Origin of the sequence: Caballeronia sp. EK, from assembly GCF_014384845.1 — a bacterium.
Classification (GTDB): Bacteria; Pseudomonadota; Gammaproteobacteria; order Burkholderiales; family Burkholderiaceae; genus Caballeronia; species Caballeronia jiangsuensis.
On the sequence record NZ_JACSUE010000002.1, the window covers coordinates 808,914 to 830,698 of the forward strand.

Below are 21,785 nucleotides of genomic sequence, written 5' to 3' on the forward strand. Positions count from 1 at the left end.
GATGTGTTGGAGCGTCTATTTATTAGCGATTTTGTGGGGCTTCGATGCGTCGCCTTTCAGTTCACTGTCTAGATGAACGCGGCTTCGGCGTGACGCATGAAGGCACGCGTTTTTTAACACATCAATTGTCGCGATGCGTGGTTTCGTGCACTACGTGTGGTGTTTTTGCGCAACAGGCTTAGGCGTTCACGCTCTCGCCTGCATCGGCTCGGACGGCACCGCTTCGAGAAACCCGCGTCCCATCTCCTTCTCGAAACGCGACGGGCTGCCCTCCCACACGATGCGCGCATGTTCGAGCACATAGACGCGGTCCGCATGCGGCAGCGCGAACGTGACGTTCTGCTCGCCGAGCAACACGGTGATCGGCGTGGTCTTCTGCATCAGTTCCATCGCCTTCGACAATTGCTCAAGGATCACCGGCGCGAGGCCGAGCGTCGGCTCGTCGAGAATGAGGAGCTTCGGCTGCATCATTAGCGCGCGAGCGATGGCGAGCATCTGCTGTTCGCCGCCCGACAGCGTGCGCGCGGTCTGCTTCTCACGCGCTTGGAGAATCGGAAAGAGTTCGAAGAGCCACTTGAGCTGATCGGCGCGCGCCTTGTCGGAGAGATGATAGCCGCCGAGATCGAGGTTCTCGCGCACGGTCATATCGCCGAAAAGCTCGCGCGTTTCCGGGCATTGCACGATGCCCCCGCGCGCGATCGCCGCGCCGCTCATGCCCTTCAGATCCTTCGAGCCGTAGCGGATGGTCCCTTCGTAAGGCACGAGCCCGGAGATCGCGTTGAAGAGCGTCGTCTTGCCCGCGCCGTTCAATCCCACGACCGACACGAACTCGCCTTCGCGCACATGCATGTTCACGCCGTCGAGCGCGCGCGCCTTGCCGTACAGCACGCCGACATTGTCGACCTGAAGGATCGAAGGCTTGCTGTTGACCACTTCCGCGCCGCGCTCGCGCGCCTCGATCTTGCCGCCGAGATACACGCGGCGCACGGTTTCGTTTCGCATCACCTCCTCGGCGGAGCCTTCCGCGACGTACTCGCCGAGATACATCGCGAGCACGCGATCCGCGAGCGCCGCGAGGCTCTTCACGTTGTGATCGACGAGCAGCACCGCGCGCCCTTCCGCACGAAAGCCGCGGATCAATTCGGAGAAGGTTTCCGACTCGGCCGCGGTGAGTCCCGCGAAAGGTTCGTCGACGAGCACGACGCGCGGATCGCGCGCGATCGCCTTCGCCATTTCCATGCGGCGCAGATCGGCGAAGGGCAGCGTCGCCGGATGACGATGCATCACCTTCGCGAGACCCACGCGCTCCGCGATCTCGCGCGCGCGGCGATTGACATGCGGATCGGCGGCGAGCTTCACGAGCGAATCGGGCAGCAGCGCGAGCTTGATGTGCTCCAGCACCGTTTGCCGATGCAGCGGCCGCGAATGCTGAAACACGATGCCCACGCCCGCGCGCGCGATGCGATGCGGCAGCCAGCCGGCCATCTCGACGCCATCGACCTTGATCGAACCCGCATTGGGTCGCTCGATGCCCATGATGAGCTTCATCACCGTCGACTTGCCCGAGCCGTTCGGACCGATCAGGCCGAGTATCTCGCCGGGTTCGATATCGAAGCCGATATCCTTCACCGCGACGAGACCGCCGAAGCGCTTCGTCAGACCGCGCACGGAGAGCAGAGGTGAATCGTTCATTCGCGCTCCTTCACGCGGAGGATGTTGCCGAGCAAGCCATCCGGAAAGAACAGGATGACCGCGAGCGCGACGGCCGCGACCACGAACGTGTTGATCTGCCCGAGCGGACGCAGGAATTCGCCCGCGACGATGAGAAAGATCGAGCCGAGCACCGCGCCGAGTATCGTGCGCCGCCCGCCCAGAACAGCCGCGATGATGATCTGCACGCCGATGCCGATATCGACCACCGTGCTCACCGACGCCGTGCCCTGATAGAACACGAGCATCGCGCCCGCGACGCCCGAGAACACCGCGCTGATGCAAAACGCCGCGAGCTTGTGCTTAACGACGTTGAAGCCGAGCGCCTGCGCGCCGATGGTGTCCTGCCCGCTCGCCTGCAGAATGAGGCCGATCGCCGAACGCGACAGGCCGAACAGAATGATCGCGCAGCCGATCAGGAACGCGAGCGCGATCCAGTAGTTGTTGCTTGCGTCGACGGACATCACGTCGGGCACCATCATGCCGATCTCGCCGCCCGTGACGCCCGCGAAGATCACGATCGCGTTCTGCAGCAGCAACACGGCGACGAGCGTCACGAGGCCGAAGTACGGCCCGCGCAAACGCAACGCGGGCACCGCGAGCAACAGGCCGCCGACGAGCGCGACGAGTCCGCCCGCCATCACGCATATGGGTATCGGCGCGGCGGCGTGCGCGTTCAGTATCGCGGCGGAATAGGCGCCGAGTCCGATCAGGAAGGTCGGACCGAAGTTGACCTCGCCGGCGAAGCCGAACAGCAAGTCCCACGACATCGCGAAGACGCCGAAGTAATACGCGACGGTCAGCACGCCGAGGATATAGCCGGTGAGCCACCACGGCAGCGTCGCGGCGACGATCGCGAGCAGGATCGCGGACATTGTCAGACGCGAGCGAACGATGTCTTTCATGATCAGCGCCGTCCGAGAAAGCCTTGCGGCCGCACATACACGACGAGCACGAGCAGCAGCAGCGCGGGCAGCGGCCGCAGCGTCGGCGCGATGAGATACGCGGTGACGGTCTCCAGATAGCCCACCACATACGCGGCCATCAACGAACCCGACACGCTCCCGAGACCGCCCAGCACGACGATGGAGAACGCGCTCGCCGTGAGTTGCCCCGTGTTGTTCGTGCTTACGCCGAGAAACGATGCGAGCAGCACGCCCGCGATGCCCGCGAGCACGCCGTATAGCGTCCACGCGAGCAGATAGATGCGCGACAGCTCGAAGCCGAGCAGCGTGAGGCCGCGCGGATTCATCGATGCCGCGAGCAGCGCCTTGCCCGCTTTCGTGCGATTCACGAAGAGCCACAACAGGCCGATCACGACCCAGCACACCACCGCGATCATGATCTCGTTGTACGGCACGCGCACGCCCGCGACGCTCGCGACGCCGGGAATCAGCGGGCGCATCGTGATGGGGTTGTCGGAGAAGAGATAGGCCATCCCCTGCTGGATCATGATGCCCCAGAGGAGCGTGCCCGTCAGCACGAAGATCTCCTTCTCTTCACGCGGAATCGCGGCGGAATTCTGAATGGGCCGCACCACCATGAAATAGGTGATGAAAGCGGCGATCATCCCGCAGATCACGCCGAGCGGCGTGGCGATGTACGTGCCCAGACCCGCTTCGCCGGCGAGCGCCCAGCCGAGCAGCGCGGCGATCAGCATCACGCCGCCGTGCGCGAGATTGAGCACCCCGGAGACGCCGAAGATCAGCGTGAAGCCGATCGCGCCGAGCGCGTAAAGCGAACTGATGGCGAAGCCATCGATGAGTATTTGCAGTGGCAGCATGGCGGCCTTTTTAGTCGATGTCCACGTGGAACCGGTCCCCGCAACATGCGCAAGGCGCACGCGCCTTGCGCGACGCAAAGGCGTTCAGTTCGCGGCCGCCTGCACCTTCACGAAGGCCGGAAACTTGACCTTCCCGTTCGCCACCGACTTCGGCCAGATCGCCACCTGCTTGCCGTTCTGCCATTGCAGGTTGATGCCGGTGATATAGCCTTCACCGTACTTCAACGCATGGGTGAACTGATCGTTCTTGCCGTAGAACTGCCAGCGTCCGATGGTGCCGACATAGTCGGTCTTCTCCAGTGCATCGACCATCTTGTCGGGATCGGTCGAGCCCTGGTTGCGATGAATCGCGTCGGCGATGATGTACACGAGGTCATAGCTCGTGAAGCCGTCGTATGCGGGCGATACGCCGGCAAAGTGCTTCTGGTACGACTCGACGAAAGGCACGGTCTTCGGCGTCATCGCGACGCCGGGCGCCGCCGCCGATGCCGTGATGACGCCTTCGGTCGCGCCGTTGGTGTCTTTCCAGAAGCTCGTCGTCGTGGCCTGCGAGCTTTGCCCCGACATCGGAATCGGCACTTGCTGATCGTGCCATTGCACGGTCGGCTGCACACCGACATGGCTGATGCCCGTCGTGATCGTGTCCGGATGCTTCGCTTCGATCTGGTTGAAGATCGGCGTGAAGTCCGACGTGTCCGGATTGAAGCGGATGTGATCCAGCACTTTCAGGCCCGCTTTCGGCAGGCATTCGAGGTAGCGTTCGTCGAGCGGCTTGGTCCACGCGGCGTCTTCGCTCATCACGACGGTCGTCTTCATCTTGAACTCGCCGACGAGCACGTCATGCGAGAAATCGCAGATCGACTGCGCGATGAACGCGGACGTCATCCAGCCGTGAAAGGTGTACTTGTAGTTGGCGTAGTCATCGTGGACGCGCTTCGATATTTCATTGCTCGCCGCGCCCGGCGTGATGAACGGCATCTTCAGGCGCGCGGACCAGGGCTCCATCGCGAGCGCCACTTCGCTGATATAGCTGCCGATGATCGCGACCACCTTGTCCTGACTCGCGGCGCGCTGGAACGCACGCACGCCGTCCGATGCGGACGAGTGGTCGTCGTACGCGATGATCTGGATCTGCCGGCCATCGACGCCGCCCTTGGCGTTGATCTCCTCCGCGGCGAGTTGCGCGGCCTTGCTGATCGACGCACCGGCCACGGCGGACTCTTCGCTGATGACGCCGATCTTGATCGGCTCGCCCGCTGCGTGCGCCGTGGCCGAGAGGCCCAGCCCCGCCATTACCGTACCCGTTGCGATGACGGTACTCATTCCCCGCCGCGACTTGCCCTTTGACATCATCAGTCTCCTCTTTGTAATCGCGAATCGATCGTGGAGCGACGCCAACCAGACACATGACACATGCAGCAATTAAGGATTTGCCGACAAACAGTAGCACTCGCGTTTCATGCGCTGAATCGGTACTAACGATAAAGACGGTCATGCGGAAACTTCATCAATGATGCGCGATGCTTTCAGACAGCTTGCGCGATGAAGTCGCGCAACCATCGATGCGCGGGATCGCGATGCACGCGTTCGTGCCAGTACATCGACATCTCGTGGCCGGGTACATCGACGGGCGGCGCGACACTGCGCAGTTCGGGCCAGTGTTTCGCTAGCCTGAGCGGCTGCATCGAAACGAGATCGGTCGTCGCGAGCACGGAACGCACGAACAGGAAGTGCGGCACCGAAAGCGCCACGTGCCGTTGCATGCCGAGCGTCGCGAGTGCGGCATCCGTGGGCCCGGCGAATCCGCCGCCATCGGGCGACACGATCACGTGTTCCAGCGCGCAGAACTGCGCGAGCGTAGGCCGCCGTTTCAATCGCGGATGATCCTTGCGTCCCACGAGCACATAGCTTTCCGTGTACAGCACCTGCTGATGAAAGCCGGCCGTTTCAGGCGATGTGATGTGAAACGCGAGATCGATCTCGCCGTTCTCCGCCTGCTTCGCGAGCCGCTGCGGCATGATCTCCAGCACTGCGATCCGCGTATGCGGCGCGGCCGCGCGCAAGCCGCTCAACGCGGGCAGCAGCACGGTCGATTCGGTGTAGTCGGTGGCGGCGATGCGCCATGTGTTGTCGGCGGTCGCGGGATCGAATGCGGCTTCCGGCGACACCGCGCGTTCGAGCGACGCGAGCGCCTCGCGTAATGGCTCGCGCAGACTTTCGGCGCGCGCCGTCGGCCGCATGCCGCGCGGTCCGGGCAACAACAAGGGATCGCCGAAGATATCGCGCAGCTTGGCGAGATGCACGCTCACGGACGGCTGTGAGAAATGAAGACGCTCGGCCGCGCGCGTGACGTTCTGCTCGGCGAGCAGGACATCGAGCGTGACGAGCAGATTGAGATCGAGCCTTCTCAAGATATTATTCATGGCAATGCCTGCAATTTCAGATATTCATTTCCACTATACCCGTGCAGTCTCTAAGCTGGCCATCATTCCTGAACCGATTTGGAGATTGCCTGATGAAAGTGTTGATCGTGTATGCCCATCCGGAACGCCGCTCGCTGAACGGCGCCATCAATGATTTCACCGTCGAGCGCCTGCGCGCCAATGGCCACGAGGTGCAGGTTTCCGACCTGTACGCGATGAACTGGAAAGCCTCGCTCGATGCGAACGACGTCCGCGAACGCAACGGCGATGCGCCGTTTCATGCGGCCCTCGACTCGAAGCACGCATTCGAGAACGGTCTGCAGAGCCGCGATATCGAAATCGAGCAGGACAAGCTGCGCTGGGCCGACGCCCTGATCCTGCAATTCCCGATGTGGTGGTTTTCGATGCCCGCGATCATGAAGGGCTGGGTCGAGCGCGTGTATGCGTATGGTTTCGGCTACGGCGTGGGCGAGCATTCGGATACGCACTGGGGCGATCGCTACGGCGAGGGTCTGATGGCGGGCAAGCGCGCGATGATCGTCGTCACGACCGGCGGGTGGGAATCGCATTACAGCCCGCGCGGGATCAACGGACCGATCGACGATATTCTGTTTCCGATTCAGCATGGGATGTTGTTCTATCCCGGGTTCGATGTGCTGCCACCGTTCGTTCTCTATCACACGAGCATGATGGACGATGCGCGTCTTCGTGCGACTTACGATGCGCTCGGGCAGCGGCTCGACCGACTCTGGGATGACGCGCCTATCGCGTTTCGCAAGCAGAATCACGGGGATTATGCGATTCCTCTTCTCACGTTGCGTGAGGGACTGGCTGCGGGGAAGACGGGGTTCGCTGCGCACGTCGATTGAGGTAGGGCGCGGGAGAGGTCGATGGGGGTTTCGCCGGATCCCGTTAGCGTGGTGGTCTATTAGCACTGCCCCTCCCCGGGGCGGGGGTCACTTTCTTTGCTGCTGCAAAGAAAGTAACCAAAGAAAGCAGCTTCTCATCGCCCGCGGTCACACGCACGTTGGCCATGCTTGCCAGCCCGCAGTGGCCCTCGCCTAAGTGTCGCCCTCACAGGCCCAGTCGGGCTTGGCTCGCGCACGGTCTGACGCGCTAGACGTTTTAGCGCGCTGGTTCAGCACCAAATAGCTTCGGCACAGCGCTTCGCGCTGCCGTTGGGTATGCGAGGGAAACCATCGAAGAAGAAGCACGCGCACACCCGATTGACCCATCGGCCGCAAAGCGGGCCGGAGCTATTTGGTGCTGAACCAGTGAGGCAAAACATTTGGTGCGGCAGACCGTGCGCGGTCCAAGCCCCGCGAGACCTTCGAGGGCACTCGCTACTGCCGGGCCATTCAGCCAATCGCCTGTGCCGCGGCCGGTGTGAAGTGCTTAGGCTGGGGATAGCTGTTTCTTTGGTTACTTTCTTTGCAGCAGCAAAGAAAGTAACTGCCGCCCCGCACAGGGGCAGTGCTAATAAACCAACGCGAATACGGGATCCGGCGAAAACCCAAAAACCCAAACCCAACCGATAAGCAAAATCCAGCGAAACTCCCCAACTCACTCTAAGATTGACCCTTCGACGCGCCGAACGCGGCGCACTACCGGAGGATGACATCGAATGCTGACGATCTGGGGCAGAGCCAACTCGGTCAACGTGCAGAAAGTGCTGTGGTGCTGCGATGAACTAAAACTCGCGTACGAACGCATCGACGCAGGTCTGCAATTCGGTCGCAACAACGAACCCGGCTATCTCGAGATGAACCCGATGGGCCGCGTGCCCACGCTCGTCGACGGCGATTTCGTGCTGTGGGAATCGAATTCGATCATCCGTTATCTCGCGATGCAATACGGCCCGGCCACCACGCTCTACCCCGCCGAGCCGAAGATTCGCGCAAGCGCGGATCGCTGGCTCGACTGGGCGCTCTCCACGCTGCAACCGACGGAGCGCCCGCTCTTCTGGGGCTATATCCGCACGAGCGCAGCGGATCGCGACGTCAAGCAACTCGCCGCCGCCGCAAGCGAAGTCGAAAAGCTCTGGCGCGTCATCGATACGCATCTGAAAGGCCGCGACTATCTCGAAGGCAACTCGTTCACGCTCGCCGATATCGTCATCGGCGCTTATGCGCGCCGCTGGTTCGGCATCGCCGAACTCGTGCGGCCCGCGCTGCCCGAGCTGGAACGCTGGTACGTGGGCATCACGCAGCGCACAGGCTTTCAGCATCATGTGTCGCCTGCATTGACCTGACCGGGGCGCATCGCCATGACCATCGAACTGCATACCTGGAACACGCCCAACGGACGCAAGATCAGCGTCGCGCTGGAGGAAATGCAACTGCCCTACAACGTGAAAACGGTGAACATCACGAAGGGCGAGCAGCATGCTCCCGGCTTTCTGCGCATCAGCCCAAACAACCGCATTCCGGCGATCGTCGATCCGGACGGCCCCGACGGCCAGCCGATCAGCATCTTCGAATCCGGCGCGATCCTGCTCTATCTCGGCGAGAAGACCGGCAAGTTCCTGCCGGCGAATTTACGCGAACGCGTGCCCGTGCTCGAATGGCTGATGTGGCAGATGGGCGGCTTCGGCCCGATGCCCGGACAGGTGCATCACTTCCGCATGGTCGAGGCGGAATGCGACCGGCGCTACGCACTGAAGCGCTATTCCGATGAAACCCGCCGTCTGTACGGCGTGCTCGACAAACGTCTCGCGCAGGTGGAATACGTGGCAGGCGATTTGTCGGTGGCCGACTTCGCGATTCTCGGCTGGGCGTGGCGACACGAACGTCATCAGGTTTCGCTCGATGATTACCCCAATGTCAAGCGTTGGTATGAGGCGCTCTTCGCGCGCCCGGCCGTCAAACGCGGCTTCGAGGTGAAGCTCGACGATCTCGTCTGACGTTCGCGTGGTGCGCGGGCGTCAGTCGTGTGTAAGGCTTGCGGGCATAATCGAAGAAAACGCATCGAAATGCGCGCACAGGAGACGACGATGACACCCGGCATGTACGACGATGGCCTTCCCAAAACGGCCGCCAACTTCGCGGCGCTGACGCCGCTCATGTTCCTCGAGCGCGCGGCGTCCGTGTATCCGACGCGCCCCGCGGTCGTGCACGGCGACGTGCGGCGCAACTGGGCCGAGACCTACGCGCGCACGCGGCGGCTCGCGTCGGCGCTGGCGGCACGAGGCATCGGTCTCTCCGATACCGTCGCCGCAATGCTGCCCAACACACCGGAAATGGTCGAAGCGCACTTCGGCGTGCCGATGACGGGCGCCGTGCTCAATACGCTCAACACGCGACTCGACGCCACCACGCTCGCCTTCATGCTCACGCATGGCGAAGCGAAAGCGGTGCTCGTCGATCGCGAGTTCTCCGACGTGATGCGTAAAGCGCTCAAGGACGTGCCGCAGGACGTGCTCGTCATCGATGTCGACGATCCGCAGTACACGGGCGCGGGCGAACGCATCGGCGAAATCGACTACGAGACGTTGCTCGCGAGCGGCGATCCCGCATACGAATGGTCGCCGCCGTCGGACGAATGGAACGCCATCTGCCTGAACTACACGTCGGGGACGACGGGCAATCCGAAGGGTGTCGTCTATCACCATCGCGGCGCGTACACGAACGCGGTCAGCAATATCCTCGAATGGGACATGCCGAAGCACGCCGTGTACTTGTGGACGCTGCCGATGTTCCATTGCAACGGCTGGTGCTTTCCGTGGACCGTCGCGGCCCGCGCGGGCGTGAACGTGTGCCTGCGCCGCGTCGATGCGAAGTCCATCCTCGATCTGATCCGCAGCGAAGGCGTCACGCATTACTGCGGTGCGCCGATCGTGCAGAACCTGCTCGTCAACGCGCCCGACGAGATGAAGGCCGGCATCGAACAAAAAGTTCACGCGATGGTCGCAGGCGCCGCGCCGCCAGCCGCGATGATCGAAGGCATGGAGCGCATGGGTTTCGAGCTGACCCACGTCTACGGTCTCACTGAAGTCTATGGCCCGGCCACGGTCTGTCCGCAGCAGGCCGAATGGAGCGCGCTCGATATCGGCGAACGCGCGCGGCTCAACGCGCGGCAAGGCGTGCGCTATCACCTGCAGGATGCCGTGACCGTGCGCGATCCGATTTCGATGGAGCTCGTGCCTTCGGACGGCGAGACCATCGGCGAGATCATGTTTCGCGGCAACATCGCGATGAAAGGCTATCTCAAGAACCCTGCCGCGACGGAAGAAGCGTTTCGCGGCGGCTGGTTCCATACGGGCGATCTCGCGGTCGCCTATCCCGATGGCTACGTGCGCATCAAGGATCGCAGCAAGGACATCATCATCTCGGGCGGCGAGAACATATCGAGCATCGAGGTGGAAGATGTGCTGTACAGGCATCCGGCCGTGCTCGCGGTGGCCGTCGTCGCGAAGCCGGATGCGCGCTGGGGTGAAACGCCATGCGCGTTCGTCGAACTGAAGTCCGGCGCGCAAGTCAGCGCCGAGGATTTGATCGCGCATTGCAAGAAGCATCTCGCGGGCTTCAAGGTGCCGCGCGCGATCGAGTTCTGCGAGTTGCCGAAGACATCCACCGGCAAGATCCAGAAGTTCGAATTGCGCAAGCGTGCGGGTTCGGTGACCGCGATCGACGTCTGAAGGAGAGCATGAGCATGAGCGAACTCGTTCTGATCGAACGCGATGCGTATGAAACCCGGGGCGTCGTCAAGCTCACGCTGAATCGGCCCGATGCGTTCAACGCGTTATCCGAAGCGATGCTCGAAGCGCTCGAACACGCGCTGAAAGACATCGCCCAATCGGATGCGCGCGTCGTCGTGCTCGCGGGCGCGGGGCGCGCGTTCTGCGCCGGCCACGATCTCAAAGAGATGCGCGCGGAACCCGCGCTCGATTACTATCGCGAGCTGTTCGCGCGCTGCTCGCGCATGATGCTGACGATTCAGCGCATGCCGCAGCCGGTCATCGCGCGCGTGCATGGCGTCGCGACCGCGGCGGGCTGCCAGCTCGTCGCGATGTGCGATCTCGCGGTGGCATCGAGCGAAGCGCGTTTCGCCGTATCGGGCGTGAATCTCGGGCTCTTTTGCGCGACGCCGGGCGTGGCGCTGTCGCGCAACGTATCGCGCAAGGCCGCGTTCGAGATGCTCGTCACCGGCGAGTTCATCGATGCGGCCACCGCGTGCGAACGCGGCCTCGTGAATCGCGTCGCGTCGCCAGCCGAACTCGACGATGCCGTGCGCACGCTTGCCGCGACCATCGCCGCCAAACCGCGCGAAGCGGTCGCGGCGGGCAAGGGTTTGTTCTATCGGCAACTCGAAACCGGCATCGAAGCTGCATATGCACTCGCATCGGAAACGATGGCCTGCAACATGATGCAGGACGCCGCGCTCGAAGGAACGCAGGCGTTCATCGAAAAGCGTCCGCCGCGTCGGGATTGAACGCCTAGGTCACGTGCTCGACCGGATGCTTGTCGAGCCACGCGTTCTCTTCATCGCTGTATAGACGGGAGCGCGTGAGAAAGCGCAGACCGGAAGGACGCTCCAGCGAAAACATGCCGCCATTGCCCGGCACGGCATCGATGATGAGCTGCGTGTGCTGCCAGTACTCGTACTGCGATTCGGTCATGTAGAACGGCACGCCGCCGATCGCGCCCAGCTTCACGTCCGAGCCGCCGACCATGAATTCGCTGACCGGAAAGCACATCGGCGCACTGCCGTCGCAGCATCCGCCGGATTGATGGAACAGCACCTCGCCGTGCTCGGTCTTGAGCTTTTCGATCAAGTCGATCGCGGCGGGCGTCGCGGTCACGCGCTGCACTTCCTGTTCGCTCATGATGTCCCCGTTGTTCGAGTCGGCCGCCGCCGGAAACGGCGGCGGCCCCGCAGGCTTTAGAAGAAGCCGAGCGGCTTGTCGCTATAGCTGACGAGCATGTTCTTCGTCTGCTGATAGTGATCGAGCATCATCTTGTGATTCTCACGTCCGATGCCCGACTGCTTGTAGCCGCCGAACGCCGCGTGCGCCGGATACGCGTGATAGCAGTTGGTCCACACGCGTCCCGCCTGAATCGCGCGGCCGAAGCGATAAGCCCGCGTGCCATCGCGCGTCCACACGCCCGCGCCGAGACCGTAGAGCGTATCGTTCGCGATTTCGAGCGCCTCTTCCTCGGTCTTGAAGGTCGTCACCGACAGCACCGGCCCGAAGATTTCTTCCTGGAAGATGCGCATTTTGTTGTGGCCTTTGAATACCGTCGGCTTGATGTAATAGCCGTTCTTCAGCTCGCCGTCGAACGTGGCGCGCTCGCCGCCGGAGAGGCACTCCGCGCCCTCCTGCTTGCCGAGATCGATATACGACAGGATCTTTTCCAGTTGCTCCTGCGACGCCTGCGCGCCGATCATCGTCTTCGTGTCGAGCGGATGGCCCTGCGCGATCGCGGCGACGCGCTTCAACGCGCGTTCCATGAAGCGCTCGTAGATCGATTCCTGCACGAGCGCGCGCGACGGGCACGTGCACACTTCGCCCTGATTCAGCGCGAACATCGTGAAACCTTCGAGCGCCTTGTCGAAGAAGCTGTCGTCGGCGTTCAGCACATCCTCGAAGAAGATGTTCGGGCTCTTGCCGCCCAGTTCCAGCGTCACGGGAATCAGGTTCTGGCTCGCGTACTGCATGATGAGGCGGCCCGTCGTGGTCTCGCCGGTGAACGCGATCTTCGCGATGCGCTTGTTCGACGCGAGCGGCTTGCCCGCTTCCAGACCGAAGCCGTTCACGACGTTGAGCACGCCCGGCGGCAGCAGATCGCCGATCACTTCGAGCAGCACGAGAATCGACGCGGGCGTCTGCTCGGCCGGCTTCAGCACGACGCAGTTGCCTGCGGCGAGCGCGGGCGCGAGCTTCCACACGGCCATCAGGATCGGGAAGTTCCACGGAATGATCTGCCCGACGACGCCGAGCGGCTCATGGAAGTGATACGCGACCGTATCGTGATCGATCTCGGAGATGCCGCCTTCCTGCGAACGCGCGGCGCTCGCGAAATAGCGGAAGTGATCGATCGCGAGCGGAATGTCGGCGGCCATCGTCTCGCGTAACGGCTTGCCGTTATCGATGGACTCGGCCAGCGCGAGACGCGGCAGGTTCTGCTCCATGCGATCGGCGAGCTTGAGCAGCACGTTCGCGCGATCGGTGACGGAAGTCCTGCCCCACGACACCTTCGCCGCGTGCGCCGCGTCGAGTGCGGCTTCGATATCGGCTTCGCGCGAACGCGGAATCGACGTGAAGGGCTCGCCCGTGATCGGCGAGATGTTGTCGAAATACTCACCGCCCGCCGGCGGCACCCACTTGCCGCCGATGTAGTTGCCGTACTGCTTCTTGTAGGGGTATTCGGTGCTCAGGAACTGCATCTCTGCGTGATTCATTTCTATGTGCTCCTCGCATGTCGACGTGAACGGGCCGGTAGTGCCGATGTCCGGCGCCGGTCGCTCTTGATTGCGAGTTCCATGCCATGGCGCGCGCGACGATGCGACCGGCGCGCAAGCCGCATCGGTACGCGGTTTCGGGACGCATCGTCAGGGTTTCTACGAGGCCGATGTGAACTGTTCACATTCAGAACACCTGCCCCGTCGCTGTAGCGATGCGACACAGCATCCCGGCAGACCGGACGCGCCCGGTTCGCCTCGGGCAAACGCTTATGGCACGGGTGTTCATATTGCAAAGCCTTACGCAGTTGTCTATGGTCATGCCAGCCGTGGCAAAGCGCCGCACCTATATGGCATTTGATCGCATGTTTGGATGGCGCGAAATGGCCTTGCGAGCGCGCGATGCAGACCGCATCGACGTTCGCACGACCACGGCGGGCTGCTCGTGTCCGGCCACCCCGGACGCCGGCACCTCAAGCAAACGATGAGCGCGCACGTGCATGCATGACGCGCCACGGAGACCACAATGAACAGCACAATCAATCAGGGGGCCGTGCACGGCCCGACAAGCTTCTTCTCCAAGGAGGCGACCATCGCCCGGCCCGGGTTCTCACGCTGGATGGTGCCGCCCGCCGCGCTGGCTGTTCACTTGTGCATCGGGCAGGCGTATGCGTTCTCGGTGTTCAATGCGCCGCTCACGAAGATCATCGGCATCACGAAGTCCGCGCCGGATGACTGGTCGCTGACGACGCTCGGCTGGATCTTCTCGCTCGCGATCGTGTTCCTCGGCTTGTCCGCCGCGTTCGCCGGCAAGTGGCTGGAGAAGGTCGGCCCGCGCCGCACGATGTTCACCGCGGCCTGCTGCTTCGGCGGCGGCTTTCTCGTTTCGGCGCTCGGCGTCTATCTGCATCAGATCTGGCTGCTGTATCTCGGTTATGGCGTGATCGGCGGCATCGGGCTCGGGCTCGGCTATGTGTCGCCGGTATCGACGCTCATCCGCTGGTTCCCGGACCGCCGCGGCATGGCGACGGGCATGGCGATCATGGGCTTCGGCGGCGGCGCGATGATCGCCGCGCCCGGTTCCGTCGCGCTGATGAACCACTTCAAGAGCGCGACGAGCGCCGGCGTCGCGGAAACGTTCGTCGTGCTCGGCGTGCTCTACTTCATCTCGATGACGATCGGCGCCCTCGCGATCCGCATCCCGCCGGCGGACTGGAAGCCGGCTGGCTGGACGCCGCCCGTGACCGCCAGCAAGATGATCACGAGAAACCACGTGCACATCGATCAGGCGCTGAAGACGCCGCAGTTCTATCTGCTGTGGCTCGTGCTGTTCCTGAACGTGACGGCGGGCATCGGTGTGCTCGGCCAGGCTTCGGTGATGATTCAGGAGAGTTTCAAGGCGTCGATCACGGCGGGCGCGGCGGCGGGCTTCGTCGGATTGCTGTCGCTCTTCAACATGGGCGGGCGCTTCGTGTGGGCATCGGCATCGGACTGGATCGGGCGCAAGAACACTTACTTCGCCTTCTTCGCGCTGGGCGCGGTGCTGTACTTCCTCGTGCCGCATTTCGCGGGCTCGGGCAATATCGCGCTGTTCGTGCTGGCGTACGGGATCATCCTGTCGATGTACGGCGGCGGCTTCGCGACCATTCCCGCGTATCTCGCGGACATGTTCGGCACGGCGTTCGTCGGCGGCATTCACGGCCGGCTGCTGACCGCGTGGGCGGCGGCGGGCGTCGCGGGTCCGGTGCTCGTCAACTACGTGCGCGCGTATCAGGTGGCGCACGGCGTCGTCGGCGCAGAAGCGTACACGATGACGCTGCACATCATGGCGGCGCTGCTCGTCGTCGGCTTCGTCTGCAATCTGCTCGTCACGCGCGTGCATGAGAAGCATCACATGGACACGTCGGCGCAGACGGCAAGCTAAAAATCAAAGAGGAGATTCGCGATGAATACCCGCATCGATACTCAGGAAGCGCATCCGTCGAATAAGGGGCTGCTGGTGCTGTTCTGGGCGTATGTGCTGATTCCGCTCGCATGGGGCGTCACGAACACGCTCACGCAGGCAGTCAAGCTGTTCCACTGATTCGGCAGGTGATGGTTCCGCGCGCCGGACGGCCGATGTGATTCATCGGCTCACGGCGCGCGTTTTATTTGGCGACGGGAAGTTATTCGGCTTCGCCGAGGTGAGCTGAAAGATCCATCTGCTGATGGAGAATCCGTACGATCTGGATCGTGTCCGCAGCATCCCTGAAGAAGAGCACGTGCATGCCGACGAGCGCCTTCCGATAGCCGTCACGAATGTCTTGTGCAGACAGGCTGCGCTGCGTGCCCGCGCCGAGTCCGACGACCGTGTCCTGAATCATGCGCAGATAGCGCTCGGCCTGCGCGGGACCCCACTTGTCAAACGTGTAATCCCAGATGCCATCGATATCCTGAATGGCCGCAGGCGTGAATACGCACTGCTTCATCGGGTGGACTTGCGCTTACGTGCGATGAACGCATCGAAATCGACGGGCTTCGATGGGCCCGACTGCTCCCCCGCTTCAAGCGCAGCGCGCAATGCACTGAGCTTTGTTTCCTGTTCTTCGAGCAGGCGCAAGCCGGCGCGGACCACATCGCTCGCGGTGCTGTAGCGGCCAGCGCGTACCCGATCCTCGACGAAGTCCGTGAAATGATCACCGAGCGAGACTGACGTGTTCTTGGGCATGACATTCCCCCGTTGCTTGAGCGTCAAGAATACCAAAAATTGGTATCGACGAGCGCGGGGGAATGCAAACCGACTAGTCCGGATGCTCTCAGTGCCCGCGATCCTCCACCCTGCTCAAGCTACGGCGCGCGAGCACGCTCATGAAAGCGTGCTGCTTACGAGCGCCGCCATGTACACGCCTGCCATCATCCAGTCCAAGTCACTCACGGTGGTTCTCCTTCGAATTGAGCCGCGGCCGGGGCGCCGCGGGGTTGATTCACGCAATTTCAACTACGTTCTGGCCTGATTTACGGCACGCACGCGCAAAGGTTTAGTGCGATGGAATGAACGACGTTGGCATCACGTTGAAAGAGAATGCGAAAACAGGCTTCGGAGAAACCGATCGCGCGTGCGATTCCGCAAACGTATGGCATCGAACAACCGCGATCCGGGCAGGCCGGCGTGCGTCGAGGTATCGTTCGACTAGCGCCCCGAGAGCGCATGAAAACATTCCCCGCAGACAGAAAAACGGTCCACGACAATGAACACGTCCCGTCGCAGCTTCATGGTTGTCAGCATCGGCATGGGCACGGCGCTGTGGCTCACGCGAGCCCGCGCCGATGCGCCGCACTTGAGCGAATCCGATCCGGCGGCGGTCGCCGTCGGGTATAAGGAGGATGCCGCGCACGTGGACAAGGCGAAATATTCCGACTTCGCGGCAGGACAGACGTGCGCGAACTGCTCGCTGTATGAGGGCAAGTCGAGCGACGCCTGGGGTGGCTGCTCGCTATTCAGCGGCAAACTCGTGGCCGGACGAGGATGGTGCGCGTCCTACACGAACATGTGAAGCCGGTTCAGCGCACCGAATAGCCGGCGAAACGCCAGACCTTGTCCGAATCGAGAAAGAACGTCACCATCTCGCGCGACGACTGACCGGGCTGACTGAACTGGGTGTCGTAGAGAACGTTGATATATGCGCCCGCGGGCAGATTGCCGGTGCCGTCGTAGCGATAGTGCTTCTCGCCCATGGGCATGCGCAGACCCGGTGCGCCGAGCGGCGAACGGTCGCGCGCGACCTTCTTCATGAAGTCATCGCGGGAAATGATCTGCTTCGCGATGGGCGAGGCTTGGTCCCACACCTCCCCCGCCTTGTTCTGATCGATCAGCGTGACGACAGCCGACGCGACTTGAGCGACGTCACGGTCCTGCTGGTCGAGCGCCGTTTGTTGCTCCTTCGTAAGCGATCGAGGAGCAGCAGACTGAGTCGGGTTCTGCGGCAACTGAGATTGCTGTGCACGGCAGGCAATGCTGGCGGAGAAAAAAAGGAGCGTGGCAAGCGCGGCGGAGATGCGTGATTTCATGATACAGACGACATAGGTTTCCAGGGCGTAGATTGTATCGCCGGCAGCGGCTGAAAACGGTAAGAAATACTTAGTTTCAGAATTTTGCATGGAAGCGCGGGCGGACCATATCAAGCACACGTCTTGCTGCCGGGAAAGTACGATCACCTTCCAACGTTTTTTCGCCGAGGCTGAACATGCGACTCGTCGACTGGAACATCCAATGGGGACGCGGCGTGGATGGCCGCGTCGATCTCGCGCGCATCGTCGCCGAAGCGAAGGCGCTGCACGACTTCGACATCCTGTGCCTCCAGGAAGTGACGCGCGGCTTTCACGAAAGCGAACAGGCGGGCGGACTCGCGGGCCATCCGAGCGCGGACCAATTCGCGGAACTCGAAGCGCTGATTCCCGGCGCGACAGTCATCGATGCAATCGGCTCGGATCTGCCGCCCGTGGGCGCCGGCATCGCACGCCGTCAGTTCGGCAACGCGATCGTCAGCCGCCTGCCGGTGCGTCAGGTTCTGCGTCATTCATTGCCGTGGCCCGCCGATCCCGCGAAGCCGTCGATGCTGCGCGTCGCGCTCGAAGCCGTCATCGATACCGACGTCGGCCCGCTGCGGATCATCAGCACGCATCTGGAGTTCTATTCGGAGAAGCAGCGGCTCGCGCAAGTCGCGCGTTTGCGCGAACTTCACGCCGAAGCGTGCGCGCACGCGCGTGAGCCCGCGAAGGCCGAAAGCCAGGGAAGCCCGTTCGCCGACACCGCGCGGCCGATCTCCGCGATCGTCTGCGGCGACTTCAACAGTGCATTCGACAGTTCGGCGTATCGCGCGATGCTGGAGCCGCTTGCCGATGCGCCCTCGTTCGTCGATGCATGGACCTGCGCGCATCCGAACGAGCCGCGCGCGGCGACCGTCGGTCTGTACGATCACGATCAATGGCCCGACGGCCCGTTCGCATGCGACTTCATCTTCGTCACAGAAGACCTGAGGCCACGCATTGCGGGCTGCGAAGCGGACCAGTCGAGCCGGTCATCGGATCATCAGCCGATGTGGCTCGAACTGCGCTAAGCGCCCTCCTCGCGCGATAGGCCGTAGAGCGCCTGCAACACCGCCGCCCGCGCCTGACCGACGATCATCCCGCGCCAGATATCGTCGTCGATATAGAACGCCGCGCGAATCTGGCGGCGAATGTCGGCCTTCAGCGCATCGGGCGCATCCGCGTGATGGCGCACCCAGACATCAGCGCGCAGCATGTCGAGCATGTCGGTGAGCGGCACGGTGCCGTACTCGATCGCTATCGAAGCAATCGCGGCATGGGCGCACGTCTGCCGCAAGGTATCGAGCAAGGGCCCGGCGACATCGGCCGCGATCGACGTGCCATCCGCCGGGCTCGTCACGTCCGCGCCCCACCAACGCCGCGCTCGCGCCACATCGCCGACGCAGATCTTCGCGCCGAAGCCGCTCGGGCCGAGTCCCGTATGAAAATCGATCCAGCCGATCGCCGTGCACGTCTCGCCGTATTCCGCGAGCAGATTGCGCATCGTGCGCGTGCTCCACGCCGCCTCTTCGCCGCCGTAGAACATGCCCTGCGCGTGCGTGTACTGGCCCGTCGTCACCGCCTGCTGATACGCCCATTGACCGCGCGTGTCGATATAGGCGCGAATCGCCGCGACGTTCGCTTCGTCGGGCGGCCAGGTCGCGGGAACCAGCAAGTCATGCAGTTCCGCGTAGCCGGGGTTCTGCGGCAATGGCCCGCTGAAATCCACGCTGTTGCGATTCAGATCGACATTGCCTTCCGTCGTCCGGCTCAGATACGAAAAGCCATACGGATTGATCGCATGAACGAGCAGCATCGCGACGCCGAGCTTCTCCATCAGCGCGGGCAACGCTTCGTCGCGCATCAACGCGATCTGCGCGCCCGAGCCGCAAAAGCCTTCGACGCCATGCGTCGCGGACGTGAGCACGAGCAGACGCTTCGCATCGGCCGGGCCGATACGCACGACATCGGTTGCGAGCGTCTCGCCTTCGAGACCGTCGACACCTTCGAGCACGCGCGTATCGACTGCGAGTTTTCGATGGGCGGCCGTATCGAGAAATCGCTGACGCGCCTCGCGATATGTCGATGAAAACATGTCCGCCTCCTCAGGCGCGCGAGAGAAATGCTTCGACCAGACGCACCCAGTACGTCGAGCCGAGCGTGAGGACCTCATCGTTGAAATCGTAGCTGCTGTTGTGCAGCATGCACGGCCCGATCCCATGACCGTGATCGCGATGCGCACCCAGTCCGTTGCCGATATACGCGTAGCAGCCAGGCCGCTCCAGCAGCATGTACGAGAAGTCTTCCGCACCCATCGTCGGATCGATGTTCGTATTCACCTTCTCCTCACCGACGACATCGCGCATCACGCCGAGCGCGAAGTGCGTCTCGCTTTCCGTATTCACGGTCGGCGGATAGTTGCGCACGAACTTGACTTCGGCCTTGCATCGATACGCCGTCGCCGTCGCCGCGACGATCTCCCTCATGCGCGTCTCGATCAGATCGAGCACATCGACGGAGAACGTGCGCACGGTGCCGGCAAGCGTCGCGGTCGTCGGGATTGCGTTGATCGCGTGGCCCGCCTGCATGCGCGTGATCGAGAGCACGGCGGCGTCGATGGGCCGCTTGTTGCGCGTCACGATGCTCTGCAAACCCGTGCCGATCTGAAGCGCGGTGAACACGGGATCGACGCCATCGTGCGGGATCGCGGCATGCGCGCCCACGCCTTCGATGCGTATCTCGAACTCGTTGCTCGACGCCTGCGTCGCACCGACACGCGCGCCGAACTCGCCCGCCGCCATGCCCGGCCAGTTGTGCAGCGCGAACACGGCATCGACGGGAAAGCGCTCGAAAAGGCCGTCTTCGATCATCGCCTTCGCGCCGCCGCCGCCTTCCTCCGCGGGCTGAAAAATGAAGACGACCGTGCCGTCGAAGTCGCGATGCTTCGCGAGATATTGCGCGGCGCCGAGGAGCATCGCGGTGTGGCCGTCGTGGCCGCACGCATGCATCTTGTTCTCGTGGCGCGACGCATGCGCGAAGGTGTTCAGCTCGGGGATCGGCAGCGCATCCATGTCGGCGCGCAGTCCGATCGCGCGCTTGCTCGTGCCTTTCTTCAACACGCCGACGACGCCCGTCTTGCCGAGCCCGCGCGTCACTTCGATATCCCAGCTCTCGAGCTTTTGCGCGACCAGTTCGGCCGTGCGCGCTTCTTCGTAGCAGAGTTCGGGATGCGCGTGAATATCGCGGCGAATGGCCTGAATCTCGTCGCGCGACCGGGCGATCTCGGGAATGATCGACATGCTTTCCTCGTGTGTGATTGAGTGACCGAAGCATTGTCGATGGCCGGAAATAACAGCGAAAGCTGATATTTCTTGTCCGTGACTTAAGGAAAGCTTTAGCTTTCCTTCGACGGTATCGCGCCCCGCGAACGCATGCGGATACGTTCCTGCACGACGCTCATGACCGCATGACGGTCGTGAATCCTGCGCTCCAGCATGCCGACGACGCGGCGCGGCGTATTCTTCGCGAGCGGCATCACGCGCAACGCCGGATCGCTCGCCCACGAGCCGTATTCGAGCAGCGGCACGACGGAAACGCCCGCATCCTGCCGCACGAGTTCGACGATCACTTCGAGCGAATTCAGTTCGAGAAACTCGTTCACCGCGAGACGGTTGTGCTTCAGCGCGCGATCGATCAACGCGCCGGTACGCTGCGCGCGATCGAAACGCAGGAATGGCCGGCTCGCGAGCATGTCGGCCACGCTGGCCGGGGCGATGGCGCGCGAACCGACCGCGACGAGCGGCTCCGAATAGAGCGGCGTCCAGTTGAGACTCGCCGGCGTCTTGCCTGCCATCTCGACAATCACCGCGGCGTCGATCTCGCCCGCTTCGACTTGCGGCGCGAGCGCGAGCGCCTTGCCGGTGAAAAGCCGCACATCGAGCCGCGAATACTGGCCTTTCAATTCGGTGACGACAGACGCGAGCGCGCCCATCGCCGAATCGACCGCGCCGATGGCGACCGATCCGGCGATTTCATCGTCGAGGCCGGTGAGACGCATGCTGTCGTACAGCGCAACGATGCGCTCCGCCTGCGGCAAAACCTGCTTGCCGATGCTCGTCAGCCGGTTGGTGCGCCCCACGCGATCGAAGAGCGGCCGCTTCAGGTCGTCTTCGAGCGATTGCATCTGCATGCTCACCGCGGCTTGCGTGAGCGCGACTTTTTCGGCGGCGGCGGCGAAGGAGCCGTATCGCGCGACGGCGATGAAGGTGCGCAAAAAGCGAATGTTGCTCATCGTGCGTTGGGGACAACCCGGATCGTTCGATCAGGTTTCCTTGAGTGTCAGTTCAGAAATTCTATATTTTCTTATTTCAACTCGGCGTAATGTTTGCGTGTTGCAGCGGCTC

At 62.9% G+C, this 21,785-nt stretch carries 22 protein-coding genes; 9 read left to right on the top strand and 13 right to left on the bottom strand.

Annotated elements, in window-relative coordinates; translation table 11 throughout:
• Window positions 1-186: 186 nt before the first annotated feature.
• The 5 genes from IAG25_RS08140 to IAG25_RS08160 all read right to left on the bottom strand — a co-directional run bounded on the left by IAG25_RS08140 (window position 187) and on the right by IAG25_RS08160 (window position 5,916).
• The gene (locus tag IAG25_RS08140; protein WP_187604383.1) at window positions 187-1,692 is read right to left on the bottom strand and encodes an ATP-binding cassette domain-containing protein; all 1,506 of its coding nucleotides are present in this window, start codon (window positions 1,690-1,692) and stop codon (window positions 187-189) included.
• Window positions 1,689-2,615, bottom strand: a complete 927-nt coding sequence (locus IAG25_RS08145; protein WP_187604384.1) for a branched-chain amino acid ABC transporter permease — start codon at window positions 2,613-2,615, stop codon at window positions 1,689-1,691. The genes IAG25_RS08140 and IAG25_RS08145 overlap by 4 nt, the downstream gene beginning before the upstream one ends.
• Before the next feature lie 2 nt (window positions 2,616-2,617).
• Entirely contained in the window at window positions 2,618-3,493 is an 876-nt protein-coding gene (locus IAG25_RS08150; protein WP_187604385.1) for a branched-chain amino acid ABC transporter permease, read from the bottom strand.
• Window positions 3,494-3,577: 84 nt separating this feature from the next.
• Entirely contained in the window at window positions 3,578-4,816 is a 1,239-nt protein-coding gene (locus IAG25_RS08155) for an ABC transporter substrate-binding protein (protein WP_238215122.1), read from the bottom strand.
• Window positions 4,817-5,019: 203 nt separating this feature from the next.
• On the bottom strand, window positions 5,020-5,916 hold the full coding sequence (locus IAG25_RS08160; RefSeq protein WP_187604386.1) for a LysR family transcriptional regulator: 897 nt from the start codon (window positions 5,914-5,916) through the stop codon (window positions 5,020-5,022).
• 92 nt (window positions 5,917-6,008) lie between these two features.
• Between IAG25_RS08160 and IAG25_RS08165 the strand changes: the two genes are divergently transcribed.
• The 5 genes from IAG25_RS08165 to IAG25_RS08185 all read left to right on the top strand — a co-directional run bounded on the left by IAG25_RS08165 (window position 6,009) and on the right by IAG25_RS08185 (window position 11,346).
• Window positions 6,009-6,785, top strand: a complete 777-nt coding sequence (locus IAG25_RS08165; RefSeq protein ID WP_187604387.1) for an NAD(P)H-dependent oxidoreductase — start codon at window positions 6,009-6,011, stop codon at window positions 6,783-6,785.
• 755 nt (window positions 6,786-7,540) lie between these two features.
• Window positions 7,541-8,167, top strand: a complete 627-nt coding sequence (locus IAG25_RS08170; protein ID WP_187604388.1) for a glutathione S-transferase family protein — start codon at window positions 7,541-7,543, stop codon at window positions 8,165-8,167.
• A 15-nt stretch (window positions 8,168-8,182) separates the two neighbouring features.
• A complete protein-coding gene (locus IAG25_RS08175; RefSeq protein WP_187604389.1) occupies window positions 8,183-8,818 on the top strand; it encodes a glutathione S-transferase family protein in 636 nt (211 codons plus the stop codon).
• A 90-nt stretch (window positions 8,819-8,908) separates the two neighbouring features.
• A complete protein-coding gene (locus IAG25_RS08180) occupies window positions 8,909-10,552 on the top strand; it encodes an acyl-CoA synthetase (protein ID WP_187604390.1) in 1,644 nt (547 codons plus the stop codon).
• A gap of 14 nt (window positions 10,553-10,566) precedes the next feature.
• Complete coding sequence (locus IAG25_RS08185; protein ID WP_187604391.1) at window positions 10,567-11,346, top strand: enoyl-CoA hydratase; 780 nt, start codon at window positions 10,567-10,569, stop codon at window positions 11,344-11,346.
• Window positions 11,347-11,350: 4 nt separating this feature from the next.
• On the opposite strand, the gene IAG25_RS08190 is transcribed toward IAG25_RS08185, so the two are convergent.
• Together IAG25_RS08190 and adh are read right to left on the bottom strand one after the other, a co-directional pair.
• Window positions 11,351-11,740 (bottom strand): DUF779 domain-containing protein, encoded by a 390-nt coding sequence (locus IAG25_RS08190; RefSeq protein WP_187604392.1) that lies wholly within the window; start codon window positions 11,738-11,740, stop codon window positions 11,351-11,353.
• A 56-nt stretch (window positions 11,741-11,796) separates the two neighbouring features.
• Window positions 11,797-13,317 (bottom strand): aldehyde dehydrogenase, encoded by a 1,521-nt coding sequence (gene adh, locus IAG25_RS08195; RefSeq protein WP_035508704.1) that lies wholly within the window; start codon window positions 13,315-13,317, stop codon window positions 11,797-11,799.
• A gap of 526 nt (window positions 13,318-13,843) precedes the next feature.
• On the opposite strand from adh, the gene IAG25_RS08200 reads away from it, so the two are divergent.
• Both IAG25_RS08200 and IAG25_RS08205 read left to right on the top strand, forming a co-directional pair.
• Window positions 13,844-15,241, top strand: a complete 1,398-nt coding sequence (locus IAG25_RS08200) for an L-lactate MFS transporter (protein WP_187604393.1) — start codon at window positions 13,844-13,846, stop codon at window positions 15,239-15,241.
• Between the two features lie 21 nt (window positions 15,242-15,262).
• Window positions 15,263-15,400, top strand: coding sequence for an MFS transporter small subunit (locus IAG25_RS08205; RefSeq protein WP_035508698.1), 138 nt, complete (start codon window positions 15,263-15,265; stop codon window positions 15,398-15,400).
• Between the two features lie 82 nt (window positions 15,401-15,482).
• Here the strand turns inward: IAG25_RS08205 and IAG25_RS08210 are convergent, their stop codons facing one another.
• Window positions 15,483-15,785: a type II toxin-antitoxin system RelE/ParE family toxin gene (locus IAG25_RS08210; protein WP_187604394.1), complete on the bottom strand. Its 303-nt coding sequence runs from the start codon at window positions 15,783-15,785 to the stop codon at window positions 15,483-15,485.
• The gene (locus tag IAG25_RS08215; protein WP_187604525.1) at window positions 15,782-16,024 is read right to left on the bottom strand and encodes a type II toxin-antitoxin system ParD family antitoxin; all 243 of its coding nucleotides are present in this window, start codon (window positions 16,022-16,024) and stop codon (window positions 15,782-15,784) included. The genes IAG25_RS08210 and IAG25_RS08215 overlap by 4 nt, the downstream gene beginning before the upstream one ends.
• A gap of 520 nt (window positions 16,025-16,544) precedes the next feature.
• On the opposite strand from IAG25_RS08215, the gene IAG25_RS08220 reads away from it, so the two are divergent.
• A complete protein-coding gene (locus tag IAG25_RS08220) occupies window positions 16,545-16,850 on the top strand; it encodes a high-potential iron-sulfur protein (protein ID WP_187604395.1) in 306 nt (101 codons plus the stop codon).
• Window positions 16,851-16,857: 7 nt separating this feature from the next.
• On the opposite strand, the gene IAG25_RS08225 is transcribed toward IAG25_RS08220, so the two are convergent.
• Complete coding sequence (locus IAG25_RS08225; RefSeq protein ID WP_255503584.1) at window positions 16,858-17,454, bottom strand: DUF4019 domain-containing protein; 597 nt, start codon at window positions 17,452-17,454, stop codon at window positions 16,858-16,860.
• An 86-nt stretch (window positions 17,455-17,540) separates the two neighbouring features.
• On the opposite strand from IAG25_RS08225, the gene IAG25_RS08230 reads away from it, so the two are divergent.
• Window positions 17,541-18,413 carry an endonuclease/exonuclease/phosphatase family protein gene (locus tag IAG25_RS08230; protein ID WP_187604396.1) on the top strand — a complete coding sequence of 291 codons (873 nt, stop codon included), beginning with the start codon at window positions 17,541-17,543 and terminating at the stop codon, window positions 18,411-18,413.
• Here IAG25_RS08230 and IAG25_RS08235 read toward each other — a convergent pair.
• From IAG25_RS08235 to IAG25_RS08245, 3 genes are all read right to left on the bottom strand, one after another.
• Window positions 18,410-19,477, bottom strand: coding sequence for a M14 family metallopeptidase (locus IAG25_RS08235; protein WP_187604397.1), 1,068 nt, complete (start codon window positions 19,475-19,477; stop codon window positions 18,410-18,412). The genes IAG25_RS08230 and IAG25_RS08235 overlap by 4 nt on opposite strands.
• A gap of 10 nt (window positions 19,478-19,487) precedes the next feature.
• Window positions 19,488-20,681: a M20 aminoacylase family protein gene (locus IAG25_RS08240; RefSeq protein ID WP_187604398.1), complete on the bottom strand. Its 1,194-nt coding sequence runs from the start codon at window positions 20,679-20,681 to the stop codon at window positions 19,488-19,490.
• A gap of 95 nt (window positions 20,682-20,776) precedes the next feature.
• On the bottom strand, window positions 20,777-21,673 hold the full coding sequence (locus IAG25_RS08245) for a LysR substrate-binding domain-containing protein (protein ID WP_187604399.1): 897 nt from the start codon (window positions 21,671-21,673) through the stop codon (window positions 20,777-20,779).
• Window positions 21,674-21,785 lie beyond the last annotated feature (112 nt).

Bases quoted from the DNA above. Each gene is read 5' to 3' on its own strand.
- IAG25_RS08140 (WP_187604383.1), bottom strand. From the start codon at position 1,692: ATGAACGATTCACCTCTGCTCTCCGTGCGCGGTCTGACGAAGCGCTTC.
- IAG25_RS08145 (WP_187604384.1), bottom strand. From the start codon at position 2,615: ATGAAAGACATCGTTCGCTCGCGTCTGACAATGTCCGCGATCCTGCTC.
- IAG25_RS08150 (WP_187604385.1), bottom strand. From the start codon at position 3,493: ATGCTGCCACTGCAAATACTCATCGATGGCTTCGCCATCAGTTCGCTT.
- IAG25_RS08155 (WP_238215122.1), bottom strand. From the start codon at position 4,816: ATGAGTACCGTCATCGCAACGGGTACGGTAATGGCGGGGCTGGGCCTC.
- IAG25_RS08160 (WP_187604386.1), bottom strand. From the start codon at position 5,916: ATGAATAATATCTTGAGAAGGCTCGATCTCAATCTGCTCGTCACGCTC.
- IAG25_RS08165 (WP_187604387.1), top strand. From the start codon at position 6,009: ATGAAAGTGTTGATCGTGTATGCCCATCCGGAACGCCGCTCGCTGAAC.
- IAG25_RS08170 (WP_187604388.1), top strand. From the start codon at position 7,541: ATGCTGACGATCTGGGGCAGAGCCAACTCGGTCAACGTGCAGAAAGTG.
- IAG25_RS08175 (WP_187604389.1), top strand. From the start codon at position 8,183: ATGACCATCGAACTGCATACCTGGAACACGCCCAACGGACGCAAGATC.
- IAG25_RS08180 (WP_187604390.1), top strand. From the start codon at position 8,909: ATGACACCCGGCATGTACGACGATGGCCTTCCCAAAACGGCCGCCAAC.
- IAG25_RS08185 (WP_187604391.1), top strand. From the start codon at position 10,567: ATGAGCGAACTCGTTCTGATCGAACGCGATGCGTATGAAACCCGGGGC.
- IAG25_RS08190 (WP_187604392.1), bottom strand. From the start codon at position 11,740: ATGAGCGAACAGGAAGTGCAGCGCGTGACCGCGACGCCCGCCGCGATC.
- adh (WP_035508704.1), bottom strand. From the start codon at position 13,317: ATGAATCACGCAGAGATGCAGTTCCTGAGCACCGAATACCCCTACAAG.
- IAG25_RS08200 (WP_187604393.1), top strand. From the start codon at position 13,844: ATGAACAGCACAATCAATCAGGGGGCCGTGCACGGCCCGACAAGCTTC.
- IAG25_RS08205 (WP_035508698.1), top strand. From the start codon at position 15,263: ATGAATACCCGCATCGATACTCAGGAAGCGCATCCGTCGAATAAGGGG.
- IAG25_RS08210 (WP_187604394.1), bottom strand. From the start codon at position 15,785: ATGAAGCAGTGCGTATTCACGCCTGCGGCCATTCAGGATATCGATGGC.
- IAG25_RS08215 (WP_187604525.1), bottom strand. From the start codon at position 16,024: ATGCCCAAGAACACGTCAGTCTCGCTCGGTGATCATTTCACGGACTTC.
- IAG25_RS08220 (WP_187604395.1), top strand. From the start codon at position 16,545: ATGAACACGTCCCGTCGCAGCTTCATGGTTGTCAGCATCGGCATGGGC.
- IAG25_RS08225 (WP_255503584.1), bottom strand. From the start codon at position 17,454: ATGCAAAATTCTGAAACTAAGTATTTCTTACCGTTTTCAGCCGCTGCC.
- IAG25_RS08230 (WP_187604396.1), top strand. From the start codon at position 17,541: ATGCGACTCGTCGACTGGAACATCCAATGGGGACGCGGCGTGGATGGC.
- IAG25_RS08235 (WP_187604397.1), bottom strand. From the start codon at position 19,477: ATGTTTTCATCGACATATCGCGAGGCGCGTCAGCGATTTCTCGATACG.
- IAG25_RS08240 (WP_187604398.1), bottom strand. From the start codon at position 20,681: ATGTCGATCATTCCCGAGATCGCCCGGTCGCGCGACGAGATTCAGGCC.
- IAG25_RS08245 (WP_187604399.1), bottom strand. From the start codon at position 21,673: ATGAGCAACATTCGCTTTTTGCGCACCTTCATCGCCGTCGCGCGATAC.